Source organism: Demequina sp. NBRC 110054 (assembly GCF_002090115.1).
Classification (GTDB): Bacteria; Actinomycetota; Actinomycetes; order Actinomycetales; family Demequinaceae; genus Demequina.
This window is the reverse complement of record NZ_BBRK01000005.1, coordinates 435812-461020: the sequence shown is the minus strand read 5'-3', so window position 1 is coordinate 461020 and position 25209 is coordinate 435812. Positions and strand designations below refer to the sequence as shown.

The following is a 25209-nucleotide window of genomic DNA, read 5'->3' as shown; positions in this document are numbered from 1 at the left end:
CTGGGGCGTGTGGCTAGGCCTGCGCGTGGTTCTCGATCAGCTCGAGCAGGGTGCGGACCGAGTGGCCGGTCGCGCCCTTGACGGTCCAGCCCCAGGGGCTGCCCTCGTTGAAGGCGGGGCGAGCGATGTCGAGGTGGGCCCACGGGGTGTCGCCCACGAACTCCTTGAGGAACAGGCCGGCGGAGAGCATGCCGCCCATCGGGTCGCCGATGTTCTTGAGGTCGGCGACCTGCGAGTCGAGGCCCGCGCGCAGGTGGCCGGGCAGCGGCATCGGCCAGAAGTCCTCGCCAGCGCGGTCGGCGGCCTCGACGACCGACGTGCGCACGGCCTCGTCGCCCATGACGCCGGAGGTGCGCGAGCCGAGCGCGACGCCCTGCGCGCCCGTGAGGGTCGCGACGTCGAGGACGATGTCGGGGTTCTCCTCGATCGCCTTGGCGAGGCCGTCGGCCATCACGAGGCGTCCCTCGGCGTCGGTGTTCATGACCTCGACGGTCTTGCCGCCGTAGATCTTGATGACGTCGGACGGGCGCTGCGCGGTGCCCGACGGCATGTTCTCCGCGAGGCACAGCCACGCGGTGACCGTCACCGGAACCTGGGCCCGCGCGGCGGCGAAGGTGGTGTGCAGGACGACCGCCGAGCCCGACATGTCGGACTTCATGGTCTCCATGCCCTTCGGCGGCTTGAGCGAGATGCCTCCGGTGTCGAAGGTGATGCCCTTGCCGACCAGCGCGACGTGGCCCTTCGAGTCCTCGGGCTTCCATTGGACCTTGACCAGGCGCGGCAGGCGGGCCGAGCCCATGCCGACGCCGAGGATGCCTCCGAAGCCCTCCTGCGCGAGGCGCTCCGGCTCCCACACCTCGACCTGGACGCCGAGCTGCGACCCGATGTCCTGGGCGATCCCGGCGACGGCGCCGGGGAACATGTCGCGCGGCGGTGTGTTGACCAGGTCGCGCACCCCCGCGATCGCGGCCACGAGGATCGAGGCGCGCTCGATCGCGGCGTCCGAGGCGCCGGCGACGTGCCACGCGGTGCCGGGCCACGGCTCCTCGCCCTCGGCGGGCTCCGCGGAGGTCTTGTAGTCGCGGAACGTGTAGGCGCCGAGCACGGCGCCCTCGGCGAGCGCGGTGTAGCCCGCGTCGTCCGCGGCGGGAATCGCGACGACCACGCTGTCAGGGTCGTCGCCGCAGCAGCGCGCCGCAGTGCCGGCGGCCTCGCGCAGCTCGCGCGCGGTGGCCTCGCCGACGCCCACCAGGACGATGCGACGGGCGGCGGTGCCTGTGCCGGGCAGCACGGTCGTGGCGCAGCACTTGCCCTTGACGCCGAGCAGGTCGGCGGCGGCCTGGAGGGGCGTAACCGCTTCGGCGGGGAGCTGCGGGTGGGACAGGATCGTGCCGTTCGCGTCGACGCCCAGGATGAGGGCATCTGCCTGGACGGACGTGACGATGTCGCTTGTGGCGTTCAGTGATGTCATGCCTCGAGCCTAGCCCGGACTACCGTGGAGCCATGTACGACCTCGTCCTCACGCAGATCATCTACCGGATGGATCCGGAGTTCGCCCATCGCTTCGCCGTGAAGGGCTTCCGCTACGGGGGTCGGCTGCTCCGTCTGTTGGGCGGACGACGCGTCTTCCCCGCACCTTCCGAGGGTGCTGCGGTGCACGCCCTCGGCCTCACGTTCCCCGCGCCGCTCGGGCTCGCCGCGGGGATGGACAAGAACGCCGAGGCGGTCCCGGGCCTCGCCGCAGCGGGCTTCTCGCACATCGAGATCGGCACCGTCACGGCGCGCGCGCAGCCGGGCAACGAGAAGCCCCGCTCGTGGCGGGAGAAGGACGTGCGCGGCCTGCGCAACCGCATGGGCTTCAACAACGAGGGCGCCGACGCGGTGGCGCGTCGTCTTGCGAGGCTGCGCGCGCACAAGTCAGGCCGGGACGTGATCCTGGGCGTCAACATCGGCAAGACCAAGGTGACGCCGGCCGAGGAGGCGCCGACCGACTACGGCTACTCCGCGCGCCTGCTCGCGCCCTACGCGGACTACCTCGTCGTCAACGTGTCGTCGCCCAACACCCCAGGCCTGCGCGATCTTCAGTCGACCGAGGCGCTGCGCCCGATCCTCGAGCACGTGCGCATCGCCGCGGACGATGCGGTGGGCGACCGGCACGTGCCGCTCCTGGTGAAGATCGCTCCGGATCTCGCGGACGAGGACGTGGACGCCGTCGCAGACCTCGCGCTCGAGCTGGGGCTCGACGGCATCGTCGCGACGAACACGACGATCGGTCACGACCGTGGGCCGGGAGGCCTGTCGGGCCCGCCCGTGCTCCCGCGTGCGCTCGAGGTGATCGCCCGCCTGCGGGCCCGCGTCGGCGAGCGGATGTGCCTGATCGGCGTCGGCGGCATCACCTCGGTCGAGGATGCGCAGGCGATGCTCGACGCGGGTGCGACCCTGCTCCAGGGCTACACGGCCTTCGTGTACGAGGGTCCGGCGTGGCCCGCGCGGATCAATGCGGGAGTGACGCCGAGGCGCTGAGCGCTCGGCGTTGGCCTACCCCGCGGAGACCTACGCCGCGACGGTGACCGGTTCCTGGGGCACGCGGCGCGGCAGGAGGTGGCGCATCGTCCCCGTAGCGGCGGTCACCCAGCCCGCGACGAGCAGCGCGTAGAGCAGCACCGCGAGGCCCGTGAGGGCGACGGAATCCGTGTGCCTCGCGAGCTGGCTCGCGCCCGTGACGCACGTGCCGACGGGGAAGGTGAAGGCCCACCACGCGAGCGTGAAGGGGAGGCCCGACCGCGTCGTGCGCACCGTGATCGTGAGCGCGATCGCGAGCCACAGGAGCGCGAAGCCCATGACCGGCACTCCGTAGAGCACCGAGAACATCAGGAGCGTGTGGGAGTCGATCCCGAGCGGCCCGGCCGCGTTGTCCGCGAGGATGCCGACCGCGGTGATCGACTGACCGAGCGGTCCGAGGACGATCCACAGCGTCGGGACTGCGGCGGATGCGCCGACCTGGTGGTGCGACAGGCGGTTCCAGATCGAGGCGATCACCATGATCGCCGCGAGGCCGCTGAGCCCGAACATCGCGTAGCAGGCGAGCGCGAGCGTCTTCGCCAGCTCCCCATCGACGTACGGCAGCAGCATCGCGCCGGTCGCCGCCGAGACCATAGGAGGGACGACGGGCATGAGCCACGCGCCCGAGGCGGCATCGGGGGAGACCGAATGACGGGTGAAGGCGAGCACGGGCACGCCGACGGCGGTCGCGAGGCCCAGTGCGGTGCCGAGGATCCACAGCACTGCGTCGATGCCCACCGCGAGGCTCTGCCCGAGCAGCGGCTGGGCTACGACGAGCGTCGCGGCGCCGTACGCGAGCAGCCCCATTGCCTGGGCGCCGAAGAAGTAGGCCATGCCAGGGTCGTCGAGGTAGCGCCGGACGGCGTGCCTGTCGTCGACGTAGTGCGCGATCGTCACGGTCGTCGCGACGACGAGGAGCACGGTCGCGAGCCCCCAGGCCGCCCACGCGAGGACGTCGAGCAGCGGGCTCGACACGGGGAGGGTCGCCGCCGCGGTGCCCAGGATCGACGTGCCCATGACGGCGGCGAACCAGTTGGGGGTGATGGCGGGAATCGCGGCGCGGGTGGTCATGGTTCTACGGTCCCAAGGGGGTGCGGTGGTCGGTAGGGTGGGATCCGTGGGTATCCACAAGAACAGATTGTGGGAGGTGGGATGCCGGGGACGACGCTGGACGAGCTGCGGATGATCGTCGCCGTCGAGCAGCACGGCAGCCTCACCGCGGCCGCGCACGCGCTCGACGTCAGTCAGCAGGCGGTGTCGCAGAAGATGCGCGCGCTCGAGCGCCGCTGGGGGCTGTCGCTGTTCGACCGCACCGCGCGCGGCACGGCGCTCACGGACCACGGCAAGCTGGTCGCCGAGTGGGCCGCGACCCTCGTGGGTCAGGCGGAGGGCTTCGACTCGGCGGTCGCGGCGCTGCGCAGCGACAGGGCGGCGCGCGTGCGCGTGGCCGCGAGCCTCACGATCGCGGAGCACCTCGTGCCCGGATGGCTCGTGACCTACGCGTCCGACCCCTCGGCGGCGCACGTCGAGCTCACAGCCGTCAACTCCGTGACCGTGGCCCAGCGCGTGCGCAGCGGGCAGGACGATCTGGGATTCGTCGAGACGCCCGATCCGCCCGAGGGGCTCGCCAGCTTCGTCTTCGCGCAGGACGAGGTGGTGCTCGTCGTGGCCCCCGGCCACCCGTGGGCCCGCCGCACCTCGGTATCCCCGGCCGAGGTCGCGCGCACGCCGCTCGTGAGCCGCGAGGCCGGCTCGGGCACGCGGCTCACCATGGAGAGGTCGCTCGAGGCGGTCGTGGGAGCCGGCAGGGTCGTCGCCCCGGCGGCCGAACTGTCGACGACGGCGGCCGTCCGCGCGACGATCATCGCGGGCGGGGGAGTCGGGGCGCTCAGCGGCCTCGCGGTGCGCGACGACATCGCGGCCGGGCGCCTGCGCCGCGTGACCGTGGACGGTCCCGCGGCGGTGCGACCCTTCGCGGCGGTGTGGGATCCGCGCCGGCGGCTCGCGCCCGGGGCGTCGAGGATCCTGGAGATCGCCTCAGCCCGTCCCTAGCCGGCCGCCACATGTCTACGGGACCATCCCTCGTGGGCGCCGGACGCATCGTCCGTGTGGCCGGCTCACGAACGTGTGTCGGCATCGTCCTTGGGCTGGCGGAGCGCGTCGCGCAGCAGCGCGATATGGGCGAGGTCCTTCGGTCGGCCGAGCACGAGCTTGAAGGCGAGCACCTCCTCGAGCGAGCCGACGAGGATGCTGTCGACGCGCGTCGCGGTGGCGAAGACCTCGGCGGCGGGGCGGCCGAACCAGCCCGAGAACACCTCGACCGAGCCAGGCAGCCGCACCACCTTGTCTCCGTGCTCGCCCGGGACTGGGGCGCCGAGGCGTGCCGCGAGCGCCCAGGCCTCGCCTCGGGCGACCAGGTCGATGTCGCCGATCTCGGGCACGAGGCCGTGGGCGAGCATCGGGCCCGAGCCCATGACGACCACGTCGTCCAGGCCCAGTCCGAGCGCGCGGATCCGGGTGCGTGTCTCGGTCCATGTCAGCGTCACGAGACTCTCCGGAAATTCTGCGCAAGTCTGGGAACGTCCTCGCCGTGTCGGGCGTTGGAGACTGTGTACGCACCTGCCAGGCGTACGCAGTGCATTGTTTTCTCCTTTGAACGTGCGCGGGCCCCCGGTTCTGGGACATAAACCGGGGGCTTTCGCATGTCCGGACCGCTTCTTGTGCCTGGGTGGATCAGACCGGTCGCGTCGCCGGGCTCACCGTGCGCGAGGGGTCGCTCACGACCTTGTCGCCGAGCACCTCGTCGATGCGTGCCATGAGCTCCGCCGGGATCTCCACGCCGGACGCCTTGGCGTTGTCCACGACCTGCTGCGGGCGGGAAGCGCCGATGATCGCCGCGGCCACGTTCGAGTTCTGCAGGACCCACGCGATCGCGAGCTGCGCCATCGTGAGATCGAGCTCGTCGGCGATCGGCTTCAGACCCTGGACGCGCTCGAGCAGCTCCTGGTCGTCGAGGAAGCGCGAGATCATGCCCTTGCCGCCCTTCTCGTCCGTGCCGCGCGAGCCCTCGGGAGCCGCCTTCCCGGGCAGGTACTTGCCGGTGAGCACGCCCTGCGCGACCGGGGACCACACGATCTGCGACAGGCCCGACTCCTCGGACGCGGGGACCACCTGGTCCTCGATCACGCGCCACAGCATCGAGTACTGGGGCTGGTTGGAGATCAGCGGGACGTGCAACTCCTTCGCGAGCGCCGCACCCGCGCGGATCTGCCCCGCGTTCCACTCGCTCACTCCGATGTAGAGCGCCTTGCCCTGACGGACGATGTCCGCGAACGCGAGCATCGTCTCCTCGAGCGGGGTCTCGTAGTCGAAGCGGTGCGCCTGGTAGAGATCCACGTAGTCGGTGCCGAGGCGCGTGAGCGAGCCGTTGATGGACTCGAGGATGTGCTTGCGGGACAGGCCGACGTCGTTCGCGCCCTTGGCGCCCGTGGGGAAGTAGACCTTGGTGAAGATCTCGAGGCCTTCGCGGCGCTCGCCCTTGAGCGCCTCGCCGAGGACCTTCTCTGCGGCGGTGTTGGCGTAGGCGTCTGCGGTGTCGAAGGTCGTGATGCCGACGTCGAGCGCCGCGTTGACGCACGCGCGCGCCTGGTCGTTCTCGACCTGAGAGGCGTGGGTGAGCCAGTTGCCGTAGACGAGCTCGGTGATCTTGAGGCCGGAGTTGCCCAGGTAGCGGTAGTTGATCATGCGTTCCACCCTAGGACCGTCCGGGGATGCGCGGGGGACGGGTGGGACGACGAAGGCCCCGAGGATCTCTCCTCGGGGCCCACGGACGATGCTCGTGTCAGCTGGGGTACTCGCCGCGCTTGACCTGGGGCTTGGGCACGCGCATGCGGCGCAGGTTCATCGCGCGCGTGATCGCGTAGAGGCGCCATCCGCGGGGGAGGCGGCCGATGCCGAAGCGCTCCTCGAAGTGCTTCTTGGCCGAGCGGGTGATGAGCCACACCTCGATGCCCATGCCGATGAGGACCAGGTAGAAGGCCATGATCATGAAGGTGCCGACGACGCTGCTGCCGACGAAGAGCGTGAGCACCACGAAGGCGAGCATCACGGGCATGGCCCACTCGGCGGCGGACGAGCGCGCGTCGATGAAGTCGCGGATCCAGCGGCGCTCGGGGCCGCGGTGCTCGGCGGGCATGTTGCGCTCGTCGCCCGACATGAGCGCCTCGTTCTCCTTGGCGCGCTGCGCTCGCATGGCCTCCTTGCGGGCCTGCTTGTCCTCCTTGGTCGCCTGACCGCCCACGAGGGGACGGTGGTTCGCGGCCTCCTGCGCCTTGCGCTTGGGGGTGGGGCGGCCCTTGCCGACGGGGACGGTGCTGCCCTCGTCGGGGACGTCGACGGTGCTGTCGTTCTTGCTCATCATTCTCCGGTTCGTGTGCCGCGTCGGTGCGGCGCTATCAGTCGTTCGCGGGCGCCGGGGCCGGAAGCGCGAGCATCCGGTCCAGCGCCACCTTGGCCTCAGCCTGCGTCTGCGGGTCCACCTCGATGCGGTTGGGCACCTCGCCCGCGACGAGCGACTCGAGCGCCCACACGAGGTGCGGGACGTCGATGCGGTTCATCGTCGAGCAGAAGCAGACGGTGTCCTCGAGGAAGTGGATCTCCTTGTCCGGGTGAGCGTTCGCGAGGCGACGCACCAGGTTGAGCTCCGTGCCGATCGCCCAGGCGGTGCCGGGCTCGGCGGCCTCGATGGCCTTGATGATGTACTCGGTGGAGCCGACCATGTCGGCTGCCGCCACCACGTCGTGCGCGCACTCGGGGTGCACGATCACGTTGATCCCGGGGACCTGCTCGCGCAGCGCGTCGATGTTCTCCTTGCGGAACCGGGCGTGCACCGAGCAGTGGCCCTTCCACAGGATCATCCGCGCGGCCTGGAGCTCCTCGACGGTGTTGCCGCCCAGCGGCTTGCGCGGATCCCAGACGACGCAGTCGTCGAGGCTCATCGCGAGCTTGAGCACCGCGGTGTTGCGGCCCAGGTGCTGGTCCGGGAAGAAGAAGACCTTGCCGTCGCCCTCGACGCCGCCGATCTGGTCGAACGCCCAGCGCAGGGCGGTCTCCGAGTTGGATGACGTGCACACCGCGCCGCGGTTGCGACCGCAGAACGCCTTGAGCGCGGCGGTCGAGTTCATGTAGGTGATCGGGATGGTGCGGTCGGTGATGCCGGCCTCGGCTAGCTGCGCCCACGCGTCCTCGACCTGGTTGATGTCCGCCATGTCGGCCATCGAGCAGCCCGCGGCCATGTCGGGCAGCACGACCTGCTGCTCGTCCGTGGTGAGGATGTCGGCCGACTCCGCCATGAAGTGCACGCCGCAGAAGACGATGAACTCCGCCTCGGGGCGGTTCGCCGCGTCCCGCGCGAGCTTGAACGAGTCGCCCGTGACGTCCGCGAACTGGATGACCTCGTCGCGCTGGTAGTGGTGGCCCAGGATGAAGACGCGGTCGCCCAGCGCCTCCTTCGCCTTGAGGGCGCGCTCGACCAGGTCGGGATCGGACGGCGAGGGCAGGGCTCCGGGGCAGTCGACGCCTCGCTCCGACATGAGGTCACGACGCTGACCCAGAAGGAGGAGGGCGGGCGACTCGGCAGGTTCCGTGAAGGTCGCGCTCATACGCGTCATTGTCTCACGTGGCGAAGCGCCCTCGGTCTGCCCGAGGCTGCCGCACTCGGCTAGCACGGTAGTGTCCTCCAGCGTCGACGAAGGACCTTGGGAGGGCGCATCTTGCATATCGACGGAATCGACAGGCGCCGCCATCACATCGAGGACATCCGCGACGCGAGGACTGCCGCGCTCGGCGGAGTCGGTGTCGCCCTGCTTCTCTTGCTGCCCGTCTTGTCGTTCCTCCTCGCCGACGACTCTGACAGTAACCAGGGTGAGGCATTCTTCCTCACAGCGGTCAGCGCAGTCTCACTGATCCTTGCGCTCGCCCTGCTGCTGATGGTTCTCGTCGCTGCCCGAGCGGTAGCCGCCAAGTCGGGCAAAGTTCCCTTCGTCCCCTATGTGTACACAGCATCGTCGCTGTGGTTTCCCTTGCGCCTGCGTCGATTCCCGCGCGATGGGTCCGTGGCCACGAGCATGGTGGTGGCGCCACGCTCAGGTGCTGGCACGTGGACCATGGACGTCGGTGGAATGCTGTTTCGCGTACAGGTTGGTTCGGGGGTCATCACGCATCGCGACGTACGCGCGATTCGTGCGGACGTGGCTCGGGTGAACGCGGTGCTCGCAGGCGACGAGGCGGCAATGGGGGCCGAGAGCGTTCACGACTCGAGCGCGCCAGGGCCGGACGACGCGGAGATCGCCGCGCTGATCGACCGAGTCGTCGCAGGTGAGGTCTCGGCACTGCCCACGCTTGCTGCCTTCGACGACGCCGACATCGTGCGAGTGGGGGATTCAAGGTTGACGCCGATAGCCGTGCGCGTCGCCGGCGTGAAGTACGTGCTCGAATCGGTGCTCGATGGCACGATCGCACTTCTTGAGGCTGGGGGATGGGCGCGGTTCATCAGCCTGGGGGCGGTCCCGCGTCCGCTCGAGGAGACCTCGTTCGACGACGGCTCCTTCGTGATCGGGCATGAGGCCGGGCGCTCGGACGAGATCATCGAGGGTCTCTCCCTCATGCAGGTGGTCAACTGGGATGACGACGGCTCCGACCCGCTGGACGACGTGCGCCGCGAGCATATCGAGGCATACCTCGATCACCTCAGAGGCAACCTCGCTGTTGCAGGAGAGGCGGTGAGCGCGCCCGAGGCCTGGGTGCGCGTGCGCGATGCTTTGCGTCGTGACTCGGCCCTGGGGCCCGCGTTCATCGCCCTGGACTCCCCGGATTCCGCCTTGCTGATCAAGGATCCCGAGTCCGGTGGTCTCGACGCACTGGACGAGCGCGAGGAGCTGGCGGCCTCCGCCACCGACGTGGCGCTCACCGAGGCGCTTCGCGGCCTCGCATCGGGGCCGTTGACCGTGATCGCGGACCACGGGGTGTCTGTTGTTGAGAGGCCTCGTGGCACGGGTGCCGCCTTGGTCGGAGACCGCGCGCTGACGTGGGGCAGTCTCCACGTCAGCGGCGTGGGCGCCGAGATTCTGTCGCACTCGAGCGGCACCTCCTCGCTCCGCGCCGGACTCGTGTGCACGGGCGCTGCGGCCGAGCTGGGCCTCGTGAGCGGAGCGGCGCTGGACCGCGACGCATTCGAGCGGCTCGCGGCCGCCACGGTCGCGGTGGTCGCCCCGGCTTACCAGGGAGAGTCGTACCTCGTGTTGAATCACGGTCGTGCCTAGCGGCACCGCGTGAACAGAGCCGCTCCACGTCGCCGGCACATGGTCGCGGAGCCCACGGCGGGCGCGTTGCGGGTCCCGACGCGGTGATCGGGGCACCGATCTGCAGGCACACTTGATCCCATGCGAGTCGCTGCAGCAATCGAGGGCTGGTCGGGTGTCCCGGCGCACGAGGCCCGCCGCATCGTCGAGAGGGCGTGGCGCGAGGCGGCCCCCGGCATCGACGTGGTCACCGTGCTGCTGGGCGACGGTGGGCCGCGCAGCGCCGACAGCGTCGCCGGGCCCCTCCGCACACTTGAGCGCGTCACCGTCGCTGACACCTACGAGGGCCTCATGCTCGCGCCCGCCGGCGGCGCCCTGCGATGGGATCCGACCTCCCTGGGCTCAGCTTTGCGCGCGATCGCCGTGGACGACGCGGAGCCGAAGCGGGTGATCGTCCCCCTGGGGGATGAGCCGCCGGCCGGCGACGCGATCGACCTCTGGGGCACGTCGCTCGAGGAGATGCGAGCCGCCGCGCGCGGCCTCGACATCACCGCGCTCGTGTCCGCCGACCGACCCTTGCTGGGCTTCCACGGCATGAGCGCGGCCGTCCGGGAGGGACGCGAGGGTGATCGCGCGCTTGCGATCGCCGCGCAGGCCCAAGAGGAGCGGTGGCGCCTGAGGGCCGCCGAGGCCGACGAAATCGTGGCCGCGCGCGAGCTGCTCGCGAGCCCCCGCAGGCTCTCGGACCAGCCGCGCACCGGTGCCGCGGGCGGCCTCGCGTACTGCCTCGCCGCGCTCGGCGCCCGCCTCGAGGCCGGTTCGCACTCGCTCGCGCGGTGGGCGGGCCTGCCCGAGGCTGTCCAGCATGCCGACGTGGTCATCGCCGTCGTCGACACCCTGTCGCATGCGGCCCTCGATCACGGCGCCGCAGCCCCTGTGGGCGGGCTGGCGGCCGCGAGGGGGGTCCCTGCGGTCGTCGTGACGGGCGACTCGCACGTCGGCAAGCGCGACCTCATGGCGGCAGGGATTCACGGCACGCATCAGGGCGACTCCGGGCCCGAGGGCCTCGCCGACGCCGTGTCCAGGGCCGCCCGTACCTGGACTCCCGCGCGCTGAGGCAGGGCATCGCACTCAACGCTGGGAAAGACGCAGGAAATCTGCGTGCGAAATCGGGCACAACCGGGACACGTCAGGCGTTCCTATGTGCAGGACCCGGCGGTCATCCCTCAGCGGCCGTCGGGTCCGTTCTCCCGCCTACACGCGCGCGGTCGTCGCCAGGGCTTGCGCAGCGTCGTATTGTTGTAGACGGAACAACGAAAGGAAGTGGCCATGGCCGACACCGCCACCGAGGAGAAGACGCACGGCGTCGTCATCACCGACACCGCCGCCGCGAAGGTCAAGAGCCTTCTCGAGCAGGAGGGTCGCGACGACCTCCGCCTGCGCCTCGCCGTGCAGCCGGGCGGCTGCTCGGGCCTGATCTACCAGCTGTACTTCGACGAGCGCACGCTCGACGGCGACGCGATCCGCGACTTCGACGGGGTCGGCGTCGTCGTCGACAAGATGTCGGTGCCGTACCTCGACGGTGCGACCATCGACTTCTCGGACACCATCGAGAAGCAGGGCTTCACGATCGACAACCCCAACGCGTCGAGCTCGTGCGCGTGCGGAGACTCGTTCGCCTGATCCTCGGATCACACGGATTCCACGAAGGACGGTGAGGGCCAGCAGGCCCCGCCGTCCTTCGTCGTTCCCGGGAGGCTCGGCGCCAGGACGATGCGGTGGCCCGGGGGAGCGGTCCGCCCTAGTCGTTCACCCGTCCCCAGGCGGGCTGCTCCTCGGCGACCTCGCCGCGGCCGGCGAGCCCCGCATCGGACCTGGCATCCGCGATGACGCGGGGGAGCAGCGCGAGGAAGCGGTCGACCGCCGCATCGTCCACGCCTGGGTGGAGCCCGATGCGGATGTTGCCCGTCGACGGCGATCCGATCGCGGAGAGCACGCGCGAGGGCTCGAAGCCGTCGTGCTCGCATGCCGATCCCGAGCCGATCGCGATGCCCTCCTTGTCGAGCCGACCGAGGACGGCCTCGCCGTCGACGCCGTCGCACACCAGGGTCACGAGGTGGGGCGCGCGCTCGATCGGGTCGCCCACCACGCGCACGCCGTCCATCCGCGCGGCCTCGGAACGGATGCGCTCGACGAGTGCGGAGAGTCGCTGCTCCACCGAGGCGAGATTCTCCATCCGCTCCTGGAGCGCGACCGCGGAGGCGAGGATGAGCGGCACGGAGACGCCCCCTGCCTCCCACCCCGAGCGCTCGGGCCATGCGGGCAGCCAACGGGTGCGCGAGCGAACCGCGAGCACGCCGACGCCCTGGGGGCCGCCCCAGTCGGCGGGGTTGGCCACGATCGCGTCCCACGCGGCGGGCGTCTCCATGTGCCCGATCGAGGCGGTCGCGTCCACGACGAGCGGAACCTCGTGCGCGGCGGTCACCTCGTGCACGGCATCGAGCCGCTGGGACGTGCCGAGCTCGTGGTTGACGTGCTCGACTGCTGCGAGCGTCACGTCCGGATAGTCCAGTGCGGCGGCGAATGCCTCGAGATCAAGATGACCGTGCTCGTCGACCTGCACGGTCTCCACGTGACCGCTCGAGTAGTAGTAGGCCGCGTGGAGGGTCGCGTCGCGCTCGACCGCGGATGCGACGATCCGCTCGCGGCCGCGGCGGGCGGTGTGGACCGCGCCCACCACGCGCTCGAGCGCGATCACGGGGCTGGGGGAGAAGGCCACCTCATGCGAGGGGCAGCCCAGGACGTCGGCGATCGCCTCCCGCGAGCCCTCGACGAGCCCCTGGGCTCGCCGTGACTCGGCGTGGAGCCGCCGGGGATCCGCCCATCCGTCCGCAAAACCGGCGCGAACGGCCTCAAGGGCGCGCGAAGTCATCGGAGCGCTGCCGCTCGCGTCGAGAAATGTGCGAGTCTGCGCCATAGGACCAAAGTACCGCGCGCTATGCTGTGGACGTGTCCCCAAATACTCGTACCCGTATGCTCAGGCGCACCCTGACCGTGACCGGGCTCGCAGGCGTGGCAGCGTTGCTCGCCGGATGCTCGACCGGAATTGAGAACGGCGCGCTTCCCTCCACCCCGGAGATCACCAATCACACCGGCACGATCATCGAGCTGTGGAACGGCTCGTGGATCGCAGGGCTGGTGGTCGGCGTGATCACCTGGGGCCTGATCCTGTGGGCCGTCGCCGTCTACCGCAAGCGCAAGGACGACGACCAGCTGCCCAAGCAGACCAGGGCGAACGTTCCGCTCGAGCTGATGTACACCATCGTCCCGATCATCATGGTCGGCGTGCTGTTCACCTGGACCGTGCGCGGCGTGTGGGAGATCAAGGACGTCTCGGCAGAGCCCGACGTCGAGATCCAGGTCATCGGCAAGCAGTGGTCGTGGGATTTCAACTACCTGACCGACGACGTGCACTCGATCGGCGTCCAGGCGCAGCTCACCGGTGAGGAGGGCGTCGAGGAGACGCTGCCCACCCTGTACCTGCCGGTCGGCGAGACGGTCGAGTTCACGCTCAACTCGCGCGACGTCATCCACTCGTTCTGGATCCCGGCGTTCCTCTACAAGGAGGACACGATCCCCGGAAAGACCAACGTCTTCCAGGTGATCCCCCAGGAGGAGGGCACCTACCAGGGCAAGTGCGCCGAGCTGTGCGGCGAGTACCACGCGTCCATGCTGTTCAACGTGAAGGTCGTCTCCCGCGAGGAGTACGACGCCTACATCGAGTCCCTGCGCGACGCGGGCCAGACCGGCACCATCGGCCTCGAGTACTCGCGCGACCAGGCCGTGCAGATCGGCATCGAGGAGAGTGAGGAGTGATGGCTACCGTCGCCTTCGAGGAGCCAGGCGCTCTTGAGTCCACGCGGTCCATCCCGGCCGCCCCCAGCCGCTCGGGCTCGCAGGTCATCAAGTGGATCACCTCCACCGACCACAAGACCATCGGCTACATGTACCTGGTCACGTCGTTCGGCTTCTTCGTGATCGGAGGACTGCTCGCGCTGCTTATCCGCGCGGAGCTGTTCGAGCCCGGCATCCAGATCGTCCAGTCGGCTGAGCAGTACAACCAGCTGTTCACGATGCACGGCACGATCATGCTGCTGCTGTTCGCGACGCCGCTCTTCGCCGGCTTCGCCAACGTGATCATGCCGCTCCAGATCGGCGCACCCGACGTCGCCTTCCCGCGACTCAACATGTTCGCCTACTGGCTGTACCTCTTCGGTGGCCTCATCGCCGTCGCCGGCTTCTTCACGCCGGCGGGTGCCGCGTCGTTCGGATGGTTCGCGTATGCGCCGCTGTCCAACGCGATCTACTCGCCCGGCGTCGGCGGCAACCTGTGGGTATTCGGCCTCGCGCTCGGTGGCTTCGGCACGATCCTCGGTTCGGTCAACTTCATCACGACGATCGTGACGATGCGCGCCCCCGGCATGACGATGTTCCGCATGCCGATCTTCACGTGGAACACCCTCGTGACGTCGATGCTCGTCATCATCGCGTTCCCGCCGCTCGCCTCCGCACTGTTCGCGCTCGGCGCGGACCGTGTGCTCGGCGCGCAGGTCTTCAACCCCGACAACGGGGGAGCGATCCTGTGGCAGCACCTCTTCTGGTTCTTCGGTCACCCTGAGGTCTACATCATCGCCCTGCCGTTCTTCGGCATCGTCTCCGAGATCTTCCCGGTCTTCAGCCGCAAGCCGCTGTTCGGCTACCACGGCCTCGTCTACGCGACCATCGCGATCGCTGCGCTGTCCGTGTCCGTGTGGGCGCACCACATGTACGTCACGGGTGCGGTGCTGCTGCCGTTCTTCTCGTTCATGACGATGCTGATCGCGGTCCCGACAGGTGTGAAGTTCTACAACTGGATCGGCACGATGTGGCGAGGGAAGATCGTCATGGCCACGCCGATGCTGTGGTCCGTCGGCTTCCTGGTCACCTTCCTCTTCGGTGGCCTCACCGGCATCATCCTGTCCTCGCCGGTGCTCGACTTCCCGGTCTCCGACTCGTACTTCGTGGTCGCGCACTTCCACTACGTCGTGTTCGGCACGGTCGTCTTCGCGATGTTCGCGGGCTTCTACTTCTGGTGGCCCAAGTTCACCGGCAAGATGCTCAACGAGACGTGGGGCAAGGTCCACTTCTGGATCCTCTTCTTCGGATTCCACACGACGTTCCTGGTCCAGCACTGGCTCGGCGCCGAGGGCATGGCACGACGCTACGTCGACTACCTGCCCGAGGACGGCTTCACCTGGATGAACCAGCTGTCGACCGTGGGCGCGTTCCTCACCGCCATCTCGACGCTGCCGTTCTTCTGGAACATCTACATCACACACAAGAAGGCGCCCAAGGTCACCGTGGACGACCCGTGGGGCTTCGGCGGCTCGCTCGAGTGGGCGACGTCGTGCCCGCCCCCGCGGCACAACTTCACGTCGATCCCGCGCATCCGCTCGGAGCGCCCCGCGTTCGACCTGCACCACCCCGAGGTCGCCGCGATCGATCACGCGGGCGAGGCGGCCTTCGCGACCGTCGGTGCCTCGTCAGAGGCCTCCGGCGAGACCAAGTCCACCGCGGTCGACGCCGCAGACGAGAAGTAGGAGAGCGCTGACATGAAGATCGAAGCGAATGTCTTCTTCCTGCCGGGCCTCTTCTTCCTGCTGATCGCCTTCATCTACGGATTCCTCACGGACTTCCAGGAGATGGTCGGCTTCCCCGCGATCCTGCTCACCGCGGGCCTCGCGCTCATGGTCGGCGTCTACTTCAAGATGCTCGAGCGGCGCCACGGCGTACGCGCCGAGGACCGCGAGGATGGCGAGATCGCCGAGCTGTCCGGCGACCAGGGCCTCTACGCCCCGTGGAGCTGGTGGCCGCTGGTGCTCGCCCTCGGCGGTGCGATCGCCTTCGTCGCCATGGCTGTGGGCTGGTGGCTCATGGTTCCCGCGGCGATGGTCGGCACCGTCGGCCTCGTCGGCTGGGTGATGGAGTTCTCGACGGGACGCTTCGCGCACTGACCCGTCGCACGCACCTCGACGGTGCGATCACGAAGGCCCCCGGCTTGCGAGCCGGGGGCCTTCGTGCGGTCAGGGGCGGGCCGTCGGCCCTACTGCGCTGCGTCACACCTGGGGCAGCCGGACGGAGCCGGCCGCTCCTCCATGACGCAGAGCGCGGTCTCGATCTCGAGCCACTCGGCCGTGGTCATCCGCAGCTGCACGAACTGCGGATGAATCGGGAACCGCTCGCGGGAGGGCTTGGGTCGGGCGACGAGCCGCGCGGCCATCGCCGCGTCGAGGCGCGAGACGAGGTCGTGGGAATCCACGCCGTCGAGCACATGCGAGTCGTCGTGCCCGCAGCTGCGATGCAGGCTCGCCACGAGCGGCTCGTCGAAGGTGAGCAGGAGCCACTGGTCCACGGTCTGCGGGGTGCCGCACCACGCATAGGTGCGCGCGTAGGCGTCCATGTCGGGCGGGGTCGTGTCGCGCCACTCGGTGAGGCTCTCGGGCTCGAGCAGGGGAGCGAAGGGGCTGGGCATAGGGGTCTCCTTGTTCGTGCCGGCCCCGTGTGGACCGGATCAACAAGGAAGGCGCCGCTCGCGCATCGTCTGCTCATCTTAGCGGCCGCAGGAGCGCGTGTGAGGGCCTTGGAGGCTCCGCCTGGCGCCCGATTACACCTGAGATGCCTGCAGGAGGCTGAGACGGCCTGAGACGCGCGAAGGGCGGGCCTCCCGAAGGGGAGACCCGCCCGTGAGGCCGGTGAAGGCGGCGCGTCAGAGGACGATGAGGCCCTCGGTCGACGTGGCCTTGGTGAAGCGCGCCTGGACGTTGCCCCAGTCCACGACGTTCCACCACGCCTTGACGTAGTCCGCCTTGACGTTGCGGTACTGGAGGTAGAAGGCGTGCTCCCACATGTCGAGCATGAGCAGCGGGATGAGGCCGACGGGGACGTTGCCCTGCTGGTCGTACAGCTGCACGATGACGAGCTTCTTGCCGATGGTGTCCCACGCGAGGATCGACCAGCCGGAGCCCATGATGGTCATCGCGTTGTTGGTGAAGTGCGCGACGAACTTGTCGAAGGACCCGAAGTTGTCGTCGATCGCCGCGGCGAGCTCGCCGACCGGCTTGTCGCCGCCCTCGGGGGACATGTTGGTCCAGAAGATCGAGTGGTTCGTGTGGCCACCGAGGTTGAAGGCCAGCGCCTTCTCGAGACCCGCGATCGCGCCGAAGTTGTCGGTGTCGCGCGCCTCCGCCATCTTCTCGAGGGCGGTGTTCGCACCCGCGACGTAGGCGGCGTGGTGCTTGCTGTGGTGCAGCTCCATGATCTGACCAGCGATGTGCGGGTCCAGTGCGCCGTAGTCGTACGTGAGATCCGGCAGGCTGTAGTCGGCCATTCTTCCTCCTTCTCAGGCCCCGTCAGCGGGGCGATGTGATCCTGCGAGGCCGACGCTAGTCCGCATCGTGCCTTCCTGCTGTGCAACCGACGAGCGGCCTCAGTTGTTCCTGGTTCGCGCTGCGATCCGTGAATTCTGAGACAACTGTCAGAGATGACGAGAGCCCGGAGGCGCACCGCACTCGCGGCGCTCCTCCGGGCTCGTCGATTGAGACGTGACCGTCAGTCCTTCGTGGCTTCGGCCATCGGTGCGGCCTCGTCCTCGTGGGACTCGTCGTGCGCGCCGTGGTGGTGCTGGGCGGCTGCGTACTCCGCGGGTGTCACGGGCTCGACCCGGTCCTCGAAGTAGAAGCGCGACAGGCGTGCCTTGAAGCGCTGCCAGCGCATGCCCTTGCGGCGCACTCCGGCCTCGTTGTACTCGGACGGGGCCTCGAACGGTGTGATGTTCTCGTAGTTGACGCGCAGCCACAGCTCCTCGTCGCTGAGCGGCTCGTGCACCTCGATGTACTCGCCGTGCTCGTGACGGACGATGCGGCCCGTCTCGTGGCCGTGGAGCACGAGCTCCCGGTCCTTGCGCTGGAGACCCATCGCGATGCGCTTGGTGACCCAGAACAGCGTCGGCGGGACCACGAAGATCGCGATGCGGAACGTCCACGTGAGGTCGTTGAGCGACAGATGGAACAGGTTCGCGATGATGTCGTTCGAGCCCTCCATCGCGAGGATCATGTAGAACGAGATCAGCGCGACGCCGATGCCGGTGCGAGTCGGCGCGTTGCGCGGACGGTCGAGCACGTGCTTCTCGCCGCGGTCGCCCGTCGCCCAGGCCTCGATCCACGGGTACAGCGCCAGGATGCCGAAGAACAGCCCCGGGATGATCACCGCGGGGATGAGGATGTTCATCGGAAGGGTGAGGCCCCAGATCTCCCATTCGAACGGGATCGGGCCCAGCCAGCCGGGCATGAGGCGCAGCGCGCCGTCGACGAACAGGATGTACCAGTCGGGCTGCGTTCCCGCGGAGACCGGCGACGGGTCGTACGGGCCGTAGTTCCACACCGGGTTGATGGTGAACAGTGCGCCGAGGATCGCGATGATGCCGAACACGACGAAGAAGAAGCCACCCGCCTTCGCGGTGTACACCGGGAACAGCGGGAGACCCACCACGTTCTTGTGCGTGCGTCCGCCACCCGGGTACTGCGTGTGCTTGTGCAGGAACACCAGGAACAGGTGGACCGCGACGAGCGCGAGGATGAGGCCAGGCACCAGCAGGATGTGCGCCGTGAACAGGCGCGGGATCAGCACCTCGCCCGGGAACTCCCCGCCGAACAGCCAGAACGAGATGTACGAGCCGAGGATCGGCACGGACTTGATCACGCCGTCGATGATGCGCAGACCGTTGCCGGAGAGCACGTCGTCGGGGAGCGAGTAGCCGGTGAAGCCCGCCGCGAGGGACAGGATCATCAGCGTGAAGCCGACGAGCCAGTTGAGCTCGCGGGGCTTGCGGAATGCGCCGGTGAAGAACACGCGCGCCATGTGGATCACGATGGCCGCGGTGAACATCAGCGCCGCCCAGTGGTGGATCTGGCGCATGAGGAGGCCGCCGGGGACCTCGAACGACATGTGCAGCGTCGACTCGAAGGCCTTCGACATCTCGACGCCCTGCATCGTCTCGAGCGGGCCCTCGTACTCGACGATCGTCATCGACGGCTCGAAGTACGCCGTGATGAAGACGCCCGAGAGGAGCAGGACGACGAACGAGTACAGCGCGACCTCGCCGAGCATGAACGACCAGTGGTCGGGGAACAGCTTGCGCGAGAAGTACTTGACCAGCGCACCGATGCCGGTGCGCTCGTCGACGTAGTTGGCGGTGCCGGAAGCGGCAGCGTTGAGCTTGGCGCCCATCAGTGGCTCGTCTCCTCGTCCTCGGTCGAGTCATCTCCCATGAGGCGGTCCCAGAAGCTGGGGCCGACGGGCTCGTGGAAGTCGGACTTGGCCACGATGTAGCCGTCGTCGTCCACCTCGATCGGCAGCTGCGGAAGCGGCCTCTTCGCGGGGCCGAAGACGACCTTCGCGCCGTCCGAGACGTCGAACGTCGACTGGTGGCACGGGCACAGCAGGTGGTGCGTCTGCTGCTCGTACAGCGCCACGGGGCAGCCGACGTGGGTGCAGATCTTGGAGTACGCGACGATCCCGTCGAAGGACCAGTCCTCGCGTCCCTCCTGGATCTTGAGGTCCTCGGGGTTGAGGCGGACCAGGAGGACGACGGCCTTGGCCTTCTCCTCGATCTTGTGGTGCTCGAGATCGACGAGTCCGTCCGGGATCACGTGGAAGGCGGAGCCGATCGTGACGTCGGAGGCCTTGATGGGCGACCCGTCGGGGTCGCGCGTGAGGCGGACGCCCTTGGCCCACATGGTGTGGCGGAACGCGGAGACGTTCCAGTCGCCGCCCATCGAGCCGATCTGCGGCACGAGCAGCGACAGGGGAGCGATCGCCAGTGCCGTGATGAGCGAGCCCTTGAGGAGGCTGCGGCGCTTGGGGCCGGTGAGGCCGGAGTCCTCCGCGCCGTCCTTGAGGTTCTGGATCGCGCCCTCGCGCGCCTCGTCGGAGGAGCGCATGGGGTGGCGGTCCTCGACCATCTCGTGGTCGCGCATGAGCGTCTTGGCCCAGTGGATCGCGCCGATGCCGATGCCGAGCATCGCGAGAGCGATGCCGAGACCGAGCACGGCCGTGAAGTTGCGGATGGACTCGACGGTGTCGCCCATGTCCATGCCGAAGTAGCCGACGAGGGCGATGATCGTGCCCACGATCGACAGGCCGAAGATCGCGGCAGTCTGACGCTCAGCCTTGTCCGCGGCCTTCGGGTCGACGTCCGCCTTGCGTGGTCGGTGGTGGGGAACGCCTGGGTCCTGGAACTCCTGCTCCGCTCCCGGCTCGGTGGTGTTCTCGAGGCTCATGAGGAGCGTGCTCCGATCCAGACAGTGCTTGCGATGAGGAGGCCGATGCCGACGATCCAGGCCCACCAGCCCTCGGCCACGGGGCCGATGGCGCCGAGCGAGAGACCGCCGGGGGAGCCGTCGCGCTGCGCGACCAGGTACGCGATGATGTCGCGCTTGCCTTCCTCGGTGATGTTGGCGTTGTTGAACACCGGCATGGACTGCGGGCCGGTGAGCATCGCCTCGTAGATGTGGGTCGGCGTCGTCTCCATGAGCGACGGCGCGAACTTGCCCTGCGTGAGGGCGCCGCCGCCACCGACCGAGCCGTGACACATGGCGCAGTTGGTGCGGAACAGCTCCATACCGGCGGCCGCGTCCCCGAGCTCGGGATCGACCTGCTCAGCCGTCGGAACCGACGGGCCAGAGCCGAGCGAGGCGACGTAGGCCGCGAGCTGAGCGATCTCCTCCTCGGAGAAGACGACGTCCTTCGCGGGAGCCTGCGGACCGGAGGCCTGCATCGGCATGCGGCCCGTGCCGACCTGGAAGTCGACCGCAGCCGCGCCGACGCCCACGAGGGACGGCGCGACGCCGTCCTGGCCCTCGGCATCGAGGCCGTGGCACGTGGCGCAGTTCGAGGAGAACAGCTTCTGGCCCTCTTCCACGTCGGAGGCCGACGCGGTGGTGGCCTCGGCCGACTGGGAGGTGATGACGGCTCCGACTCCGGTGAGGAGGGCGAGGAGCATGAGCACAAGGATCAGCGGGGCAGCCTTGTGATAACGCTTGCGTGCGAGTGCGTGCATTGTCGGGGGAAGCCTTACTGAACCAGGTAGACGACGGCGAAAAGGGCGATCCACACCACGTCGACGAAGTGCCAGTAGTACGACACGACGATGGTGGTGGTGGCCTCGTGAGAGGTGAACTTCTTGGCGGCGAACGAGCGCGCGAGCACGAAGAGCATCGCGATGAGGCCACCGATGACGTGGAGACCGTGGAAGCCGGTCGCCAGGTAGAAGACCGATCCGTACGGGCTCGAGGAGATCGTGATGCCCTCGGACACGAGAGTCGCGTACTCGAAGACCTGGCCGGCGACGAACACCGAGCCCATCAGGTACGTCAGCACGAACCACTCGTGCATTCCCCAGCCCTTGACCTGCCAGATCGAGCCGGTGCGTCGTCGCTGATAGCGCTCCGCGGCGAAGACTCCGGCCTGCGCGGTGAACGAGCTCAGGACCAGGACCACAGTGAAGAACAGGGCGGTCGGGATCTTGAGGAGCTGGGTCGACTCCTCCCACACATCGGGCACCTGAGCGCGAAGCGTGAAGTACATCGCGAACAGACCCGCGAAGAACATCAGCTCGGAGCTCAGCCACACGATGGTTCCAACAGCCACCTGGTTGGGGCGGGTCGCGTGAATCGGCGACGGCACCGTCGTTGCATGGGACATAGGTCCTATTAAAGCGCACTGAGGGTTGACATGGCATCAACCGGAGGGGCGCGTTCCTCTCACTCCGTGCGCGTGGCAGTATGGCGTCATGAGCGACCTGCAGACCAGGGACGAGAATGCCCTCGATACCGCCACCGCGCGGATCCTGCTCTATTCGGACGACCGCAACGCGCGCGAGAAGGTGCGTTTCGCCGTCGGTTCGACCGCCGGAGCCCGGCCTCTCGAGTGGCTCGAGACCGCGACGCATGAGGCGACCGTCACCGCGCTGGACGGAGACGCGTTCGATCTCGTGATCCTTGACGGCGAGGCCGCCAAGGTCGGGGGCATGGGCATCGCGCGGCAGATGAAGCACGAGATGTTCACCGTGCCGCCGATCCTGCTTCTCGTGGGGCGCCCGGGAGACGCGTGGCTCGCCACCTGGTCGGAGGCCGACGCGGCTGTGTCGCACCCTCTCGACCCCTTCGCGGTGCGCGAGGCGGTCCTCGAGCTCCTCGCCAAGTAGGGCGCACGCATGGCGACCCTCCAGGAGCTCCTGTCCAAGCTGGTCGAGCACCAGGACCTGACCGCGGATGAGACCGCGAGCGTGATGGACCAGATCCTCACCGACTCCGCCTCGCCTGTGACAGTGGCGGCTCTGCTTGCGGCGCTGCGGGTGAAGCGTGAGACCTCCGAGGAGGTCGCGGGCCTCGCAGCCGCGATGCTCGAGCACGCGGTGCGCTTCGAGGTTCCGGTGCGCTCCGTCGACATCGTTGGCACCGGGGGCGACGGCGCTCATACCGTCAACATCTCCACCATGGCGTCGCTCGTGATCGCCGGCGCGGGTCTCACCGTGGTCAAGCACGGCAACCGCGCCGCGACGTCGAAGTCGGGTTCCGCCGATGTCCTCGCTGAGCTCGGAGTGCGCCTCGACCTGCCGGTCGAGCGCGTCAAGGAGCTCGCGACGGAGGTGGGCATCACGTTCTGCTTCGCGCAGGTGTTCCACCCCTCGATGCGTTTCGCGATGCCGATCCGCAAGGAGATCGGCGTCCCCACGACGTTCAACATCCTCGGTCCGCTCACCAACCCTGCGCAGCCCGAGGCGACCGCGATCGGCTCGTCGTCGATGCGCGTCTCGCCTGTGCTTGCCGGCGTGATCGCCGCACAGGGTCGCGAGGCTCTCGTGTTCCATGGGGACGACGGCCTCGACGAGCTAGCCGCCACCGGCGGCGCGACCGTGTGGGAGGTGCGCGCGGGCGAGGTCTCCGAGCTGCGCTTGGACGCCGTGCGTGACCTAGGCCTGCCCCAGATCACGGTCGAGGACCTGCGCGGCGGTGAGCCGGCCGAGAATGCGGCGATCGCGCGGAAGATGCTCTCAGGCGCCACGGGGCCCGTGCGTGACACCGTGATCCTCAATGCGGCCGCGGGCATGGTCGCAGATGCGACGCTGCCCGGCACGGCGAGCGGTTCGCTCGTCGAGCGTTTCGAGGCGGGCATGGCGCTTGCCGCGAAGTCGATCGACGAGGGGCGCGCGAGCGACGTCCTCGATCGCTGGGTCGCGGCCACCCAGGCATAGACGCGCGCGGCACGACCCCGTTGCGGCCGGCATGCGCCGGGGCGGTGTGGAATTCGCGACGACCCAGGCGTGGACCCGCCGCGCCTCGGGTGGTGCGTCTCAGTAGGTGACCGACGACCTGCGGCTGTCGACCACCTTCGCGCGATCGTCCTTGCGAGCACGCACCCATGAGGCGTGCCTCCCTGCGCCGTCGAGCGGCTGCGCCCAGTCGCCGTCCACGTAGAGCAGGCGGGTTCCCGGGCGCTCGAGCCAACGGGCGAGCATCTCCTGCTCCTCGATCAGCGGCTCGGCGACATCGAGCGTGGCCCATGCCTCGCGCAGGCGGTCCGCGGTCTCCCACACGTTCTCGGTGACGTGGCGCGAACCCGCGAGCAGGCCGTTGCTGACGGAGACGAGATCCCAGCCATCGTCGGCGGCGCGAGCCGCGACGAGGCTGACCCGCCGCAGCGCCTCGAGCCGCTGGCCCCTCATCGAGCCCTCGATCAGTGCGCTGACCCCGTCCCTGAGCTCGGCGGCGCGCTCGTAGTCGAGCCGCTCGGCGTGCGACGCGATCTCCGCGCTCAGCGCTGCGACGACGGTGGAGGGGTCGTGGTTCATCGCCATCCGCGCGGCCTCGACGGCGTCGCCGTAACCCGCGTCCGCCCCCCGTTGGCACGGCGCCGAGCACTGTCCCAGGTCCTTGAGCAGGCACGCGCGTGCGAGCTTGCGGGGCACGATCGGGAGGCGCGTGGTGCACGTGCGCAGCGACAGCGCGAGCTCGAGCACCTCGATCGCGGCCCTCGCGTCACCCGCACCGCGCATGGGCCCCAGCACTCCCTCGGCTCCGGCGATCGCGCGCGAGACCGACAGCCGCGGGTACGGCTCGGAGGTGAGCTTGACCCATACGGTGCGCTCGGGTCGCGCCGAGCGCCTGTTGTACCGCGGACGGTGCTCCTCGATCAGGCGCACCTCACGCACATTCGCCTCGATCTCGGTCGCGCACACATGGGTGTCGACGTCGACAGCGAGCTCGAGCATCTCGCGGATCTGGCGGCGCTGCTCTCCCCGGGTGAAGTAGCTCTTCACTCGCGAGCGCAGGTTCTTGGACGTGCCGACGTAGAGCCGCTCGCCTCGCGGCCCCCGGAACACGTACACGCCGGGCTTGGAGGGGACCTTGTCCGCGAGCACGGCCTTCTTGCGGAGCTTCTCCGGCATGGGGTTGCGCAGCGAGTCCAGGTCCTCCCGGTGCGTGATCCCGAATCTCGCGAGGCGCTCGAGCATGCCGTGCAGCACCTCGGAGGTCGCGCGCGCGTCCTCGAGCGCGCGGTGGTTGGGGGTCACCTGGGTGCCGAACACGCGCGCCAGGGTCCCGAGCTTCTTGTTCGGGGCCTCCTCCTTGGTGGTGGCGCGACGAGCCAGCACGAGGGTGTCCACGACCTCGTTTCCCGGCCACGCGTACTCGTGCGCCCTGCACGCGGCCTTGAGGAAGCCCACGTCGAACCTCGCGTTGTGCGCGACGAGGACCGCGTCACCGAGGAACTCGAGGAACGCGGGGAGTACCTGCTCGATCCGGGGTGCGGCGTAGACCATCGCGTCGGTGATCCCCGTCAGCGCGACGATCATCGGTGGGATGGGTGCGCCCGGGTCCACGAGAGTCTGGAACTCGCCGAGCACCTCGCCGCCGCGGGTCTTGACCGCACCGATCTCGGTGATCGCCGATGTCTCAGGCGAGCCGCCGGTCGTCTCAAGGTCGACCACGACGAACGTGGTCGCGGAGAGCGGCTCCCCGATGTCCTCGAGGCTGCGCTGCGTGCCTGAGAGGAGTCGCGAGAGGTCGGGCGTGGTCATGGAAGGACGGTACGTCACGGGTCCGACACGTACGCGAGGGCCGAGGACGCGACGCGCTTCTCAAGGCGTGACGCGCCTCTCCAGGGGCGTCGCCGCGGCGCCGCTGGAGCGCGTCTCCCGGTCGCCCGGCTTACGCGGGAACCCCACCGCGTCACACCGCGCGGCAGTCGA

The 25209-nt window shown here is 69.1% G+C and carries 24 protein-coding genes; 10 read left to right on the top strand and 14 right to left on the bottom strand.

Features of this window, described 5'->3' with window-relative positions:
* Positions 1 to 13: 13 nt before the first annotated feature.
* Positions 14 to 1471 (bottom strand): leucyl aminopeptidase, encoded by a 1458-nt coding sequence (locus B7K23_RS11410; RefSeq protein ID WP_084126697.1) that lies wholly within the window; start codon positions 1469 to 1471, stop codon positions 14 to 16.
* A gap of 32 nt (positions 1472 to 1503) precedes the next feature.
* On the opposite strand from B7K23_RS11410, the gene B7K23_RS11405 reads away from it, so the two are divergent.
* Positions 1504 to 2523, top strand: a complete 1020-nt coding sequence (locus B7K23_RS11405) for a quinone-dependent dihydroorotate dehydrogenase (protein ID WP_084126696.1) — start codon at positions 1504 to 1506, stop codon at positions 2521 to 2523.
* A 30-nt stretch (positions 2524 to 2553) separates the two neighbouring features.
* Here B7K23_RS11405 and B7K23_RS11400 read toward each other — a convergent pair whose 3' ends face one another.
* On the bottom strand, positions 2554 to 3633 hold the full coding sequence (locus tag B7K23_RS11400; RefSeq protein WP_084126695.1) for a TDT family transporter: 1080 nt from the start codon (positions 3631 to 3633) through the stop codon (positions 2554 to 2556).
* A gap of 81 nt (positions 3634 to 3714) precedes the next feature.
* On the opposite strand from B7K23_RS11400, the gene B7K23_RS11395 reads away from it, so the two are divergent.
* Positions 3715 to 4614: a LysR family transcriptional regulator gene (locus tag B7K23_RS11395; protein WP_084126694.1), complete on the top strand. Its 900-nt coding sequence runs from the start codon at positions 3715 to 3717 to the stop codon at positions 4612 to 4614.
* Positions 4615 to 4679: 65 nt separating this feature from the next.
* On the opposite strand, the gene B7K23_RS11390 is transcribed toward B7K23_RS11395, so the two are convergent.
* From B7K23_RS11390 to nadA, 4 genes are all read right to left on the bottom strand, one after another.
* Complete coding sequence (locus tag B7K23_RS11390) at positions 4680 to 5108, bottom strand: hypothetical protein (protein ID WP_084126693.1); 429 nt, start codon at positions 5106 to 5108, stop codon at positions 4680 to 4682.
* Positions 5109 to 5295: 187 nt separating this feature from the next.
* Complete coding sequence (locus B7K23_RS11385; RefSeq protein WP_200809825.1) at positions 5296 to 6306, bottom strand: aldo/keto reductase family protein; 1011 nt, start codon at positions 6304 to 6306, stop codon at positions 5296 to 5298.
* Positions 6307 to 6403: 97 nt separating this feature from the next.
* Positions 6404 to 6979, bottom strand: coding sequence for a DUF3043 domain-containing protein (locus B7K23_RS11380; protein WP_159451395.1), 576 nt, complete (start codon positions 6977 to 6979; stop codon positions 6404 to 6406).
* Positions 6980 to 7016: 37 nt separating this feature from the next.
* Positions 7017 to 8222, bottom strand: a complete 1206-nt coding sequence (gene nadA / locus B7K23_RS11375; protein WP_234996508.1) for a quinolinate synthase NadA — start codon at positions 8220 to 8222, stop codon at positions 7017 to 7019.
* Positions 8223 to 8333: 111 nt separating this feature from the next.
* Here nadA and B7K23_RS11370 point away from each other — a divergent pair, with 111 nt between their 5' ends.
* From B7K23_RS11370 to erpA, 3 genes are all read left to right on the top strand, one after another.
* Complete coding sequence (locus B7K23_RS11370; RefSeq protein ID WP_143338253.1) at positions 8334 to 9881, top strand: hypothetical protein; 1548 nt, start codon at positions 8334 to 8336, stop codon at positions 9879 to 9881.
* A gap of 120 nt (positions 9882 to 10001) precedes the next feature.
* Complete coding sequence (locus B7K23_RS11365; protein ID WP_084126689.1) at positions 10002 to 10976, top strand: glycerate kinase; 975 nt, start codon at positions 10002 to 10004, stop codon at positions 10974 to 10976.
* A gap of 213 nt (positions 10977 to 11189) precedes the next feature.
* Positions 11190 to 11543, top strand: a complete 354-nt coding sequence (erpA, locus tag B7K23_RS11360) for an iron-sulfur cluster insertion protein ErpA (RefSeq protein ID WP_084126688.1) — start codon at positions 11190 to 11192, stop codon at positions 11541 to 11543.
* A 118-nt stretch (positions 11544 to 11661) separates the two neighbouring features.
* Here erpA and B7K23_RS11355 read toward each other — a convergent pair whose 3' ends face one another.
* Positions 11662 to 12837 carry a cysteine desulfurase family protein gene (locus tag B7K23_RS11355; RefSeq protein WP_084126687.1) on the bottom strand — a complete coding sequence of 392 codons (1176 nt, stop codon included), beginning with the start codon at positions 12835 to 12837 and terminating at the stop codon, positions 11662 to 11664.
* Between the two features lie 56 nt (positions 12838 to 12893).
* Here B7K23_RS11355 and coxB point away from each other — a divergent pair, with 56 nt between their 5' ends.
* Genes coxB through B7K23_RS11340 form a run of 3 tightly spaced genes read left to right on the top strand, consistent with a single transcriptional unit; the run spans position 12894 to position 15913 of the window.
* Positions 12894 to 13736 (top strand): cytochrome c oxidase subunit II, encoded by an 843-nt coding sequence (coxB, locus tag B7K23_RS11350; protein WP_084126686.1) that lies wholly within the window; start codon positions 12894 to 12896, stop codon positions 13734 to 13736.
* Positions 13736 to 15499, top strand: coding sequence for a cytochrome c oxidase subunit I (ctaD, locus tag B7K23_RS11345; protein ID WP_084126685.1), 1764 nt, complete (start codon positions 13736 to 13738; stop codon positions 15497 to 15499). Before coxB ends, ctaD begins: the two co-directional genes overlap by 1 nt.
* Before the next feature lie 12 nt (positions 15500 to 15511).
* Entirely contained in the window at positions 15512 to 15913 is a 402-nt protein-coding gene (locus B7K23_RS11340; protein ID WP_084126684.1) for a cytochrome c oxidase subunit 4, read from the top strand.
* 89 nt (positions 15914 to 16002) lie between these two features.
* Here B7K23_RS11340 and B7K23_RS11335 read toward each other — a convergent pair whose 3' ends face one another.
* The 6 genes from B7K23_RS11335 to B7K23_RS11310 form a co-directional block, all read right to left on the bottom strand.
* Positions 16003 to 16431, bottom strand: coding sequence for a hypothetical protein (locus B7K23_RS11335; protein ID WP_084126683.1), 429 nt, complete (start codon positions 16429 to 16431; stop codon positions 16003 to 16005).
* A 234-nt stretch (positions 16432 to 16665) separates the two neighbouring features.
* Complete coding sequence (locus tag B7K23_RS11330; protein ID WP_084126682.1) at positions 16666 to 17286, bottom strand: superoxide dismutase; 621 nt, start codon at positions 17284 to 17286, stop codon at positions 16666 to 16668.
* 221 nt (positions 17287 to 17507) lie between these two features.
* Complete coding sequence (locus B7K23_RS11325; protein ID WP_084126681.1) at positions 17508 to 19184, bottom strand: cytochrome bc complex cytochrome b subunit; 1677 nt, start codon at positions 19182 to 19184, stop codon at positions 17508 to 17510.
* Positions 19184 to 20236, bottom strand: coding sequence for a ubiquinol-cytochrome c reductase iron-sulfur subunit (locus B7K23_RS11320; RefSeq protein WP_084126680.1), 1053 nt, complete (start codon positions 20234 to 20236; stop codon positions 19184 to 19186). The genes B7K23_RS11325 and B7K23_RS11320 overlap by 1 nt, the downstream gene beginning before the upstream one ends.
* Complete coding sequence (locus B7K23_RS11315) at positions 20233 to 21015, bottom strand: cytochrome c (protein WP_084126679.1); 783 nt, start codon at positions 21013 to 21015, stop codon at positions 20233 to 20235. Before B7K23_RS11315 ends, B7K23_RS11320 begins: the two co-directional genes overlap by 4 nt.
* A gap of 14 nt (positions 21016 to 21029) precedes the next feature.
* Positions 21030 to 21659, bottom strand: coding sequence for a heme-copper oxidase subunit III (locus tag B7K23_RS11310; RefSeq protein WP_084126678.1), 630 nt, complete (start codon positions 21657 to 21659; stop codon positions 21030 to 21032).
* An 88-nt stretch (positions 21660 to 21747) separates the two neighbouring features.
* Here B7K23_RS11310 and B7K23_RS15520 point away from each other — a divergent pair, with 88 nt between their 5' ends.
* Together B7K23_RS15520 and trpD are read left to right on the top strand one after the other, a co-directional pair.
* Positions 21748 to 22161 (top strand): response regulator transcription factor, encoded by a 414-nt coding sequence (locus B7K23_RS15520; protein ID WP_143338252.1) that lies wholly within the window; start codon positions 21748 to 21750, stop codon positions 22159 to 22161.
* A 9-nt stretch (positions 22162 to 22170) separates the two neighbouring features.
* Positions 22171 to 23211 (top strand): anthranilate phosphoribosyltransferase, encoded by a 1041-nt coding sequence (trpD, locus tag B7K23_RS11305; protein ID WP_143338251.1) that lies wholly within the window; start codon positions 22171 to 22173, stop codon positions 23209 to 23211.
* A 99-nt stretch (positions 23212 to 23310) separates the two neighbouring features.
* On the opposite strand, the gene B7K23_RS11300 is transcribed toward trpD, so the two are convergent.
* Positions 23311 to 25038 (bottom strand): DEDD exonuclease domain-containing protein, encoded by a 1728-nt coding sequence (locus tag B7K23_RS11300; protein ID WP_084126677.1) that lies wholly within the window; start codon positions 25036 to 25038, stop codon positions 23311 to 23313.
* Positions 25039 to 25209: the final 171 nt, after the last annotated feature.

Coding starts and splice junctions, on each gene's coding strand:
- B7K23_RS11410 (WP_084126697.1), bottom strand. CDS start 1,471: ATGACATCACTGAACGCCACAAGCGACATCGTCACGTCCGTCCAGGCA.
- B7K23_RS11405 (WP_084126696.1), top strand. CDS start 1,504: ATGTACGACCTCGTCCTCACGCAGATCATCTACCGGATGGATCCGGAG.
- B7K23_RS11400 (WP_084126695.1), bottom strand. CDS start 3,633: ATGACCACCCGCGCCGCGATTCCCGCCATCACCCCCAACTGGTTCGCC.
- B7K23_RS11395 (WP_084126694.1), top strand. CDS start 3,715: ATGCCGGGGACGACGCTGGACGAGCTGCGGATGATCGTCGCCGTCGAG.
- B7K23_RS11385 (WP_200809825.1), bottom strand. CDS start 6,306: ATGATCAACTACCGCTACCTGGGCAACTCCGGCCTCAAGATCACCGAG.
- B7K23_RS11380 (WP_159451395.1), bottom strand. CDS start 6,979: ATGAGCAAGAACGACAGCACCGTCGACGTCCCCGACGAGGGCAGCACC.
- nadA (WP_234996508.1), bottom strand. CDS start 8,222: ATGAGCGCGACCTTCACGGAACCTGCCGAGTCGCCCGCCCTCCTCCTT.
- B7K23_RS11365 (WP_084126689.1), top strand. CDS start 10,002: ATGCGAGTCGCTGCAGCAATCGAGGGCTGGTCGGGTGTCCCGGCGCAC.
- erpA (WP_084126688.1), top strand. CDS start 11,190: ATGGCCGACACCGCCACCGAGGAGAAGACGCACGGCGTCGTCATCACC.
- B7K23_RS11355 (WP_084126687.1), bottom strand. CDS start 12,837: ATGGCGCAGACTCGCACATTTCTCGACGCGAGCGGCAGCGCTCCGATG.
- coxB (WP_084126686.1), top strand. CDS start 12,894: ATGCTCAGGCGCACCCTGACCGTGACCGGGCTCGCAGGCGTGGCAGCG.
- ctaD (WP_084126685.1), top strand. CDS start 13,736: ATGGCTACCGTCGCCTTCGAGGAGCCAGGCGCTCTTGAGTCCACGCGG.
- B7K23_RS11340 (WP_084126684.1), top strand. CDS start 15,512: ATGAAGATCGAAGCGAATGTCTTCTTCCTGCCGGGCCTCTTCTTCCTG.
- B7K23_RS11335 (WP_084126683.1), bottom strand. CDS start 16,431: ATGCCCAGCCCCTTCGCTCCCCTGCTCGAGCCCGAGAGCCTCACCGAG.
- B7K23_RS11330 (WP_084126682.1), bottom strand. CDS start 17,286: ATGGCCGACTACAGCCTGCCGGATCTCACGTACGACTACGGCGCACTG.
- B7K23_RS11325 (WP_084126681.1), bottom strand. CDS start 19,184: ATGGGCGCCAAGCTCAACGCTGCCGCTTCCGGCACCGCCAACTACGTC.
- B7K23_RS11320 (WP_084126680.1), bottom strand. CDS start 20,236: ATGAGCCTCGAGAACACCACCGAGCCGGGAGCGGAGCAGGAGTTCCAG.
- B7K23_RS11315 (WP_084126679.1), bottom strand. CDS start 21,015: ATGCACGCACTCGCACGCAAGCGTTATCACAAGGCTGCCCCGCTGATC.
- B7K23_RS11310 (WP_084126678.1), bottom strand. CDS start 21,659: ATGTCCCATGCAACGACGGTGCCGTCGCCGATTCACGCGACCCGCCCC.
- B7K23_RS15520 (WP_143338252.1), top strand. CDS start 21,748: ATGAGCGACCTGCAGACCAGGGACGAGAATGCCCTCGATACCGCCACC.
- trpD (WP_143338251.1), top strand. CDS start 22,171: ATGGCGACCCTCCAGGAGCTCCTGTCCAAGCTGGTCGAGCACCAGGAC.
- B7K23_RS11300 (WP_084126677.1), bottom strand. CDS start 25,038: ATGACCACGCCCGACCTCTCGCGACTCCTCTCAGGCACGCAGCGCAGC.